This is a genomic window from Flavobacterium sp., from assembly GCF_040382755.1.
Lineage (GTDB): Bacteria > Bacteroidota > Bacteroidia > Flavobacteriales > Flavobacteriaceae > Flavobacterium.
In genome coordinates this window covers 1-8,658 of record NZ_JBEIET010000089.1, presented here as the reverse complement: position 1 = coordinate 8,658, position 8,658 = coordinate 1, and the positions used below count along the sequence as shown (strand labels likewise).

Annotated in this window: 10 protein-coding genes; 7 read left to right on the top strand and 3 right to left on the bottom strand. The window is 30.5% G+C overall.

Features of this window, described 5'->3' with window-relative positions:
- From ABWO04_RS08395 to ABWO04_RS08385, 3 genes are all read left to right on the top strand, one after another.
- The coding region (locus tag ABWO04_RS08395) for a DUF6671 family protein (RefSeq protein ID WP_353079085.1) at window positions 1–574 on the top strand (574 nt) is incomplete at its 5' end.
- Window positions 575–577: 3 nt separating this feature from the next.
- Window positions 578–1,540 (top strand): L-threonylcarbamoyladenylate synthase, encoded by a 963-nt coding sequence (locus ABWO04_RS08390; RefSeq protein ID WP_353079083.1) that lies wholly within the window; start codon window positions 578–580, stop codon window positions 1,538–1,540.
- Window position 1,541: 1 nt separating this feature from the next.
- Window positions 1,542–2,504 carry a sodium-dependent bicarbonate transport family permease gene (locus ABWO04_RS08385; protein WP_353079081.1) on the top strand — a complete coding sequence of 321 codons (963 nt, stop codon included), beginning with the start codon at window positions 1,542–1,544 and terminating at the stop codon, window positions 2,502–2,504.
- Between the two features lie 5 nt (window positions 2,505–2,509).
- Here ABWO04_RS08385 and can read toward each other — a convergent pair whose 3' ends face one another.
- From can to ABWO04_RS08370, 3 genes are all read right to left on the bottom strand, one after another.
- Window positions 2,510–3,154 (bottom strand): carbonate dehydratase, encoded by a 645-nt coding sequence (gene can, locus ABWO04_RS08380; RefSeq protein WP_353079079.1) that lies wholly within the window; start codon window positions 3,152–3,154, stop codon window positions 2,510–2,512.
- A 12-nt stretch (window positions 3,155–3,166) separates the two neighbouring features.
- A complete protein-coding gene (locus ABWO04_RS08375; protein ID WP_353079078.1) occupies window positions 3,167–4,807 on the bottom strand; it encodes a SulP family inorganic anion transporter in 1,641 nt (546 codons plus the stop codon).
- 65 nt (window positions 4,808–4,872) lie between these two features.
- Entirely contained in the window at window positions 4,873–5,187 is a 315-nt protein-coding gene (locus tag ABWO04_RS08370) for a hypothetical protein (protein ID WP_353079076.1), read from the bottom strand.
- Between the two features lie 132 nt (window positions 5,188–5,319).
- Here ABWO04_RS08370 and pyrF point away from each other — a divergent pair, with 132 nt between their 5' ends.
- The 4 genes from pyrF to ABWO04_RS08350 all read left to right on the top strand — a co-directional run.
- Window positions 5,320–6,138: an orotidine-5'-phosphate decarboxylase gene (pyrF, locus tag ABWO04_RS08365; RefSeq protein WP_353079074.1), complete on the top strand. Its 819-nt coding sequence runs from the start codon at window positions 5,320–5,322 to the stop codon at window positions 6,136–6,138.
- 200 nt (window positions 6,139–6,338) lie between these two features.
- Window positions 6,339–7,169, top strand: coding sequence for an ABC transporter substrate-binding protein (locus tag ABWO04_RS08360; RefSeq protein ID WP_353079072.1), 831 nt, complete (start codon window positions 6,339–6,341; stop codon window positions 7,167–7,169).
- 1 nt (window position 7,170) lies between these two features.
- Window positions 7,171–7,950: an alpha/beta fold hydrolase gene (locus ABWO04_RS08355; RefSeq protein WP_353079070.1), complete on the top strand. Its 780-nt coding sequence runs from the start codon at window positions 7,171–7,173 to the stop codon at window positions 7,948–7,950.
- 342 nt (window positions 7,951–8,292) lie between these two features.
- The coding region (locus tag ABWO04_RS08350) for a cobalamin B12-binding domain-containing protein (RefSeq protein WP_353079068.1) at window positions 8,293–8,658 on the top strand (366 nt) is incomplete at its 3' end.

Below are 8,658 nucleotides of genomic sequence, written 5' to 3'. Positions count from 1 at the left end.
TTTTTTTGCACATGCTAATCAAGAATTAGTAATGCTAAAAGATTTTAGAAATGATCTTGAAATTATAGCAAAAGAAATTAGTTTGGAAACCAATTTTAATGGTCAAAAAATTTCTAATGAAACAGATTTACTGACTTTTGCTAAAAAAGTAAATTTTCCGTCTCATGCACTAATTTTAAAATCAGATGAAGTAAATTTTTCAACTATTTTCAAAGGCATACAATCTGAAGACGAGTTGCTAGAAAAATTTTATGAGTTAAATAATAAGAATGGTTTTGTATATGTAGAAACGGATATGAGAGCCATGTTCAATCCTACTCGAATGAAAGTAATTGAAAAAGCAACATGGCAGTTAATTGAAAAAATAAAATCACTTTGTCCAACATGTCAAACACCAGGTTTTGATATTGTAGATGCTGTTTCAGGATTGCCGTGTGAGCTATGTAAAAATCCAACACGTTCCACTTTATATTATTTGTACCAATGTAAAAAATGCCATTATAGTAATAAAAAAATGTTTCCAAGAGGTATTACTTATGAAGAGCCAACCTATTGTGACACGTGTAACCCATAATTTATGATTCAAATTTCAAAAGATTTAGATTTTGCGAAAAATCTGCTAGAAAACGATGAAGTAGTAGCTATTCCAACAGAAACGGTTTATGGTTTGGCAGGTAATATATTTAGTGAAAAGGCAATAAAAAAAATATTTGAAACCAAAAAAAGACCATTTTTTAATCCGTTAATCGTTCATGTGCATTCCTTAACTTGTTTAGAAGAGATATGTTCGGAGATTCCTTTAAAAGCGAAATTATTAGCTAATAATTTTTGGCCTGGTCCGCTAACGCTTGTATTAAAAAAACGAAATTCTATTTCTGATTTGGTTACTGGCGGAAAAGATACAGTTGCGGTTAGAATCCCTAATCATCCATTAACTTTAGATTTATTGTCTAAACTAAATTTTCCATTAGCAGCTCCAAGCGCAAATCCTTTCGGTTCAATTAGTCCTACTACAGCAGAACATGTTGCAAATTATTTTTCAAATACACTTCCATTGGTTTTAGATGGTGGTAATTGTGAGAATGGTATAGAGTCTACAATAATCGGATTTGAGAATGAAAAGCCAATTTTGTATAGACTAGGAGCTATTTCAAGAGAAGAGATTGAAAACGTTATTGGTCCAATTTTACTTAAAAATAAAAACGAGAATGCTCCAGAGGCACCAGGAATGCTTACCAGGCATTATGCGCCCTTAACAAAAACTATATTAGTTAATGATGTAAAAAAAGAGATTGAAAAATATCCAACAAAAAGGATTGGATTGCTTTTATTTAATAATGTTACGATTGATAAAGAAGATTTAGTTGTTGAGATTCTATCAAAGAAAGGGAGTCTTAAGGAAGCTACAGCTAATTTATATGCGGCAATGCATCGTTTAGATACTCAAAATTTAGACCTAATTATTGCTCAAAAGTTTCCAGAAATCGATTTGGGAAACTCAATTAATGATCGTTTAGAACGAGCTACTAAAAACAAATAAAATGAATTTAGATTTACTATTTGAAAACCTTACGAACCCAGCGCTACTTTTTTTTATTTTAGGAATTGTAGCTGTAAAATTAAAAAGCGACTTAGAAATACCACCTAATTCTTCTAAGTTCATATCGCTATATCTATTATTCTCTATCGGATTTAAAGGCGGCCAAGAATTAGCTCATAGCGAATTTACATTGGAAATTGTTTGGTCTGTTTTGTTCGGTGTAGTTATCGCATTGATTATTCCGATATATTCCTTCTTTATTTTGAGAAGAAAATTTAATGTTTTTGATGCCGGTGCAATAGCTGCCGCTTATGGTTCAGTAAGTGCGGTAACTTTTGTAACTGCCGCTTCTTTTTTAGAGATTCAACATATGGAATTTAGCGGGCATATGGTAGCTGTTATGGCATTAATGGAAGCACCAGCTATTATTGTGGGTGTCATATTAATACGAATGTTTGATAAGAAAAAAGAAACGAATACCTCACTTATATCTTTAATTAAGCATTCTTTTACCAATGGTAGCGTACTTTTAATTTTAGGTAGTTTAGTAATTGGACTGCTTGCTAGTGAAGAACAGGCGATGGGAATAAAACCTTTTACAAATGATTTATTTAAAGGTTTTTTAGCCATATTTCTTTTAGATATGGGAATTGTAAGTGGTAAAAAATTAGGAGATTTTGTAAAAAGCGGCTGGTTTGCAGTATTTTTTGCTCTGTTTATTCCTTTGATTAATGGTTGTGTTGTAGCTTTATGCAGTCAAATAGTAACGGACGATATAGGCAATCGATTTATGTTAGCGGTTTTAGCAGCAAGCGCATCATATATTGCTGTGCCTGCTGCTATGAAAATTGCCGTGCCAAAAGCAAATCCAGGGTTGTTTTTACCTATGACATTAGCAGTAACATTTCCTTTAAATATTACGATAGGAATGCCTATTTACTTAACACTAATTAAATGTTTGTAACTATTTTAGTTCGAAAACTTCAATTGATACACTTCATCTAATTCTTCATTAGAACTCATGTTTACACCTAAATCGGTTACATAACCTGAATTTAAACCATAGGTCCAACCGTGAAGTGTAAGTTCTTGACCATTTCTCCATGCATTTTGAACAATTGAAGTTTTCGCTAAATCAAATACTTGTTCTTGCGCGTTGACTTCAACAAATTTATTAAATCGTTCTTCTTCATCTTCAATTGTATTTAAATATGTTTCATGTAATCGATAAACATCTTTAATGTGACGAATCCAGTTATCTATTAATCCAATAGATTGATTTCCCATAGCTGCTTTTACACCACCACAACCATAATGTCCACAAACAATTACATGTTTTACTTTTAATACATTTACAGCATAATCTAATACACTCAGCATATTCATATCACTATGAATAACCATATTTGCAATATTTCTGTGCACAAAAACTTCACCTGGTTTTGCCCCAATAATTTCGTTAGCTGGCACACGACTGTCTGAACAGCCAATCCATAATAAAGGTGGTTGTTGTCCTTTAGCTAAATCTTTAAAATATTCTACGTCAATTGCCAATTGATTTTCAACCCATTTTTTATTGTTGTCTAAAATCTTTTTGTAAAAATCATTACTCATTTTTCTATATTTTTATTTATTACTTCTTACTATTTCTACTTTTCGTTTCAATGCATTGTATTTTTTTTCAAAAGTCACAGTGCTTTTAAAATATTCATTATTTTCTAAATTATATGCTTTTTTAAAGCCTTCTAATTTCACATCTATATTTAATTCTTTTGCATTAACTTCTGCAAATTCTGTAATCAAAGTTAAAACATCGTGTGCAATATAAACTGTGTTTGAAGCATTAATGGTTACAAAAGCATTTTCTGGTATTTCAGATAATGTTGTTTTTATAGCCGCTTTGTTCAAAAACGAAACTTCCTGTGCTAAATCGATATGAATAATATCACCATCGTGATATTCTTCTTTTCTGAAATGATAAGCACGTTTCATATTACCCTTTAAAACAAATATAACGCTAATAATCATTCCTAAAGCAACACCTTTTAATAAATCTGTAAAAACTACTGCACCAAAAGTAGCTATAAATGGAATAAATTGATATTTTCCTTTTTTCCAAAAATGCTTAATTGTTAAAGGATTAGCCAATTTATAACCTACTAATAACAAAACCGCCGCCAATGTAGCTAATGGTATTTTATTTAATACTGTTGGAATTGCTAAAACACTTACCAACAAAAGCACACCGTGAATTATTGCTGACATTTTTGATTTTGCTCCAGCAGTATTATTTGCTGTGGTTCTCACTACTACAGAAGTCATTGGTAAACCACCTAAAAGGGCACTCAAAATATTTCCAATTCCCTGCGCTTTTAATTCAACATTTGTATTGGTATATCTCTTTAACGCATCCATTCTGTCCGATGCTTCTATACATAATAAGGTTTCAATTGAGGCAACTACAGCAATAGTTATAGCAACAATCCAAACTTTAGAATTTGAGATTGCAGTAAAATCTGGTGTTACAATAATATTTTTGAATTCTTCTAAAGTAGTTGGTACTGGTAAACTAACCAAATGCTCTTTTACGATCGCTAAATTACTTCCAGATTGTATAAAAAATTCGTTTAGTAGAATACTCACAATAACCGCTACTAAAGCTGGTGGAATTAGTTTTATTTTCTTTAAAACATCAACTTTATTCCATAAAATCAATATTGCCAATGAAATCACAGCTATTACAATTGAACCTAATTGAATATGATCAAATATATTGAAAATTTCAGAAAAAGTATTTTGTCCATCAGGTTGAAAAAAAGATTCATCACCTTCAAAATCTGGATCATAACCAAATGCGTGAGGAATTTGTTTCAATATAATAATTACTCCAATTCCAGCCAACATTCCTTCAATAACATTATTTGGGAAATAGTTTGAAATACTTCCAGCTTTAATAAATCCTAAAATCAACTGAATTAATCCAGCAATTAAAACAGCTAAAAGAAATGCGTTAAATGACCCTAAATCAGTTATTGCGGTTAAAACAATTGCTGTCAAACCTGCCGCTGGACCAGAAACACTTAGATGCGACTGACTTAAATATCCAACAATAATTCCGCCAACAATACCCGAAATAATACCTGAAAATAAAGGTGCTCCACTTGCTAATGCAATACCGAGACATAATGGCAAAGCCACTAGAAAAACCACTAAACCTGAAGCGAAATCAGATTTAAGGTTTGAAAAAAGATTGATTTTTTTAGACATACCAAAATATAAATTTAATAAATAATTCTTCGATGTTGAAACAAACATCGATATGTGAAAACGTATTAAACTAATTCTGGAGGTGGAGAAAAAATTTCTTTAAATTGAATATTATGACTACTTAGAAAATGAAATAAATTTAATTCATCATCATTAATTGATGTTTTGAAATAAAATTTTTCTGCAAATATTATTTTGTCAAAAAAATCCAGTTCATTTTTATCTAATTCTTTTTCTTCAGAATTATCTTGCTCTTTTTCAGATTTATCGATGTCACAAAATGAATAGCATTTTTCAACATCCTTAACAAACCAACTAAGTGTGGGCATCGTTAAAGATGATACGAAAATAAAAATTACTATTTGTGCTATGATTTTCAATGTATTAAATAAATTTATGGCAAATATAAGCAATTATTATGCATTTTGTTTCATTTTTATAACAAAACATATTGCAGGTTTGTTACTTCTCAATTAAATTATTTATACTTTTGTAATCATAAAACAAACAAAATGACTACTTCACAACTTATTGAACAAATTCGTCTAAAAAAATCATTTTTATGTATTGGTTTAGATGTAGATTTGACTAAAATTCCATCACATTTATTAACTGCTGAAGATCCAATTTTCGAATTTAATAAAGCAATCATTGATGCTACGCACGATGTATGTGTTTCGTACAAACCAAATACGGCTTTTTATGAAGCTTATGGCATCAAAGGTTGGCAAGCTTTACAGAAAACAATCGATTATATAAACAATAACTATCCCAATATTTTCACAATTGCCGATGCAAAACGCGGTGATATTGGAAATACATCAACAATGTATGCCAAAGCTTTTTTTGAAGATTTAAATTTTGATTCAGTTACTGTTGCGCCTTATATGGGAAAAGATTCTGTAGAACCTTTTTTGGCTTTTGAAAACAAACATACCATTATGTTAGCTTTAACGTCAAATGAAGGTGCTTTCGATTTTCAAACGTTGAATACTAACGGACAAGAATTATATAAAACGGTTTTAGAAAAGTCTAAAAATTGGAAAAACAGTCAAAATTTAATGTATGTTGTAGGGGCTACAAAAGCAGAATATTTTACAGAGATTAGAAAAATTTTACCAAATAGTTTCTTATTGGTTCCAGGCGTTGGTGCTCAAGGCGGAAGTTTAGCCGAAGTTTGTAAATACGGAATGAATGAAAACATTGGTTTATTAATCAATTCTTCACGAGGTATTATTTATGCTTCAAACGGAACTGATTTCGCAGAAAAGGCAAGGGAAGAAGCGTTGAAGTTGCAACAAGAAATGGTAGTTATTTTAAGTAAAAAGTAAAAAGTAAAAAGTAAAAATTGAAAAGTAAAAAGTAAAAAGTAAAAAGTAACAAAGGGACAAATTAAAAAGTAACAAAGTAAAAGCTAGTCAATCTATATTTTCTAGGCATAGCGAAGCTACTCAATTTACCAATTTTTTTCTATGTTCCTATGTGTTTAATTATATAGAAAGTTAAAACCCAAAACCCTTCACCAAATAAAATGAAAAAATTCACAGACCAACTTGGCACTATTCACACTTTCGAAAATGCACCGAAAAGAATTATTTCTTTAGTGCCTTCACAAACGGAATTGCTATATGATTTGGGTTTGGAAGATGAAATCGTTGGTATTACTAAGTTTTGTGTGCATCCCTTTCATTTTAAATCAACTAAAGAAATTATTGGCGGTACGAAAACCATCAAATTCGATAAAATAAAAGCCTTACAACCAGATATTATAATTGCCAATAAAGAAGAAAACACCCAAGAAATTGTTGAGCAATTAAGAACTATTTGTCCAGTTTGGGTGACAGATATTGTTACAATTGCCGATAATAATAAAATGATTGAAGATTTCGGAAATCTGTTTAATAAAAGAACCAATGCTCAAAAGTGGATTGATAAAATTAACTTCGGATATCAAAAACTTCAATCTCTTGTATCTTCAAAATTTGAAGAAAATGCCAAACAAAAAGTAGCCTATTTTATTTGGGCAAACCCATATATGGTTGCGGCTGGCGATACGTTTATTAATGAGATGCTAAAACTTAACGGATTAGAAAATATCTACGATAAAAACCCAAAATATGAAGGAAGATATCCAGAAGTAATCATTAATAAAATGCGAATTCAAGGTGATCCCGATTTTGTTTTTTTATCTTCCGAACCATTCCCTTTTACAGATGAACACGCTTTCGAGTTAGGTAGACATACGCACCACGCAAAAACTATTTTTGTTGATGGTGAAATGTTTTCTTGGTATGGAAGTCGTTTAGTTAAAGCGTTCGATTATTTCACTTTGTTGCAAGAAAAGCTTTACATTTACAAATAAAATGATAGCTTATACCACATACGAAAATAAAAACACGACTGAATGGGTAACGTTTGTCCATGGCGCAGGTGGTAGCTCCTCAATTTGGTTTAAACAGATAAAGGAATTTAAAGCGCATTTTAATGTTTTATTATTAGATCTTCGTGGTCATGGCAAGTCCAAAGAGAAAATTACTAAAAAATATACATTTAAAGCCATTGCTAATGATGTTTTAGAAGTTCTCAATCATTTAAATATTCAAAAATCACATTTCATAGGAATTTCTTTAGGAACAATCGTAATCCGACAATTTGCTGAAATGTACGAAAACAGAGTACAGAGTATGATAATGGGCGGCGCTATTTTGAAAATGAATTTTCGTTCACAAATTTTAATGCGATTGGGTAATATGTTCAAATATGTTTTACCTTATTTGGTTTTATATCGCTTTTTTGCATTTGTTATTATGCCAAATAAGAATCATAAGCAATCTCGTTTGTTATTCATCAATGAAGCAAAAAAACTTTATCAAAAAGAGTTTATAAAATGGTTTAAGCTAACAGCCGAAATCAACCCGATTTTAAAATGGTTTCGTCAAGTTGAATTAGCAGTTCCTACTCTTTATGTAATGGGAAACGAAGATTATATGTTTTTACCTTCTGTGAGAAAAGTAGTGGAGAGTCACTACAAAACCTCAAAATTACTCGTTTTAGAAAACTGCGGTCATGTGGTGAACGTAGAAAAATGGGAATTATTTAATTCGGAAGTAATTCAATATATAAAAAATCAAAATAAGGTATAAAAAAAAAACAACTGAAACCTGAATTTCAGTTGTTTCTTAACTAAAAACTAACCTTAAAAAACTAATTATTGTTTTGCAAATATCAGAATTTTAGTTAGTTAATACTGTTAAGATTTTGTTATACTTATTGTAGAACATGTTAAATTTCAAAAATAGTTACTTTAATCAAATCGAATTTAAAGATTTATATTAGTTCTAATTTTTGATTTTAGATACTTCACATTTTATAATTTCAAATAACACATTATTTTTAAATTTTTATTGATTTTTTACATCTATAAATTAGAAATAAAAATTATTAAATTCGTAAATTGCACCCTTAAAATCGATTAATATTTAAAAATGGAACCACAAATACCTTATATTCCTATTAATAAAGTAAGAATTGTAACCGCAGCGTCACTTTTTGACGGACACGATGCAGCCATTAACATCATGCGAAGAATTATCCAAGCGACAGGTGTAGAGGTAATTCATCTTGGACATGATAGAAGTGTTGAAGAAGTTGTAAATACAGCCATTCAAGAAGATGCGAATGCGATTGCAATGACGTCTTATCAAGGAGGTCACAACGAGTATTTTAAATACATGTACGATTTGCTTAAGGAAAAAGGAGCTGGGCATATTAAAATATTTGGCGGAGGCGGAGGCGTTATCTTACCTTCAGAAATTTCAGAATTACACGAGTACGGCATCGAAAGAATTTAT

Bases quoted from the DNA above. Each gene is read 5' to 3' on its own strand.
- can (WP_353079079.1), bottom strand. From the start codon at position 3,154: ATGAGTAATGATTTTTACAAAAAGATTTTAGACAACAATAAAAAATGG.
- ABWO04_RS08390 (WP_353079083.1), top strand. From the start codon at position 578: ATGATTCAAATTTCAAAAGATTTAGATTTTGCGAAAAATCTGCTAGAA.
- ABWO04_RS08360 (WP_353079072.1), top strand. From the start codon at position 6,339: ATGAAAAAATTCACAGACCAACTTGGCACTATTCACACTTTCGAAAAT.
- ABWO04_RS08385 (WP_353079081.1), top strand. From the start codon at position 1,542: ATGAATTTAGATTTACTATTTGAAAACCTTACGAACCCAGCGCTACTT.
- ABWO04_RS08375 (WP_353079078.1), bottom strand. From the start codon at position 4,807: ATGTCTAAAAAAATCAATCTTTTTTCAAACCTTAAATCTGATTTCGCT.
- pyrF (WP_353079074.1), top strand. From the start codon at position 5,320: ATGACTACTTCACAACTTATTGAACAAATTCGTCTAAAAAAATCATTT.
- ABWO04_RS08355 (WP_353079070.1), top strand. From the start codon at position 7,171: ATGATAGCTTATACCACATACGAAAATAAAAACACGACTGAATGGGTA.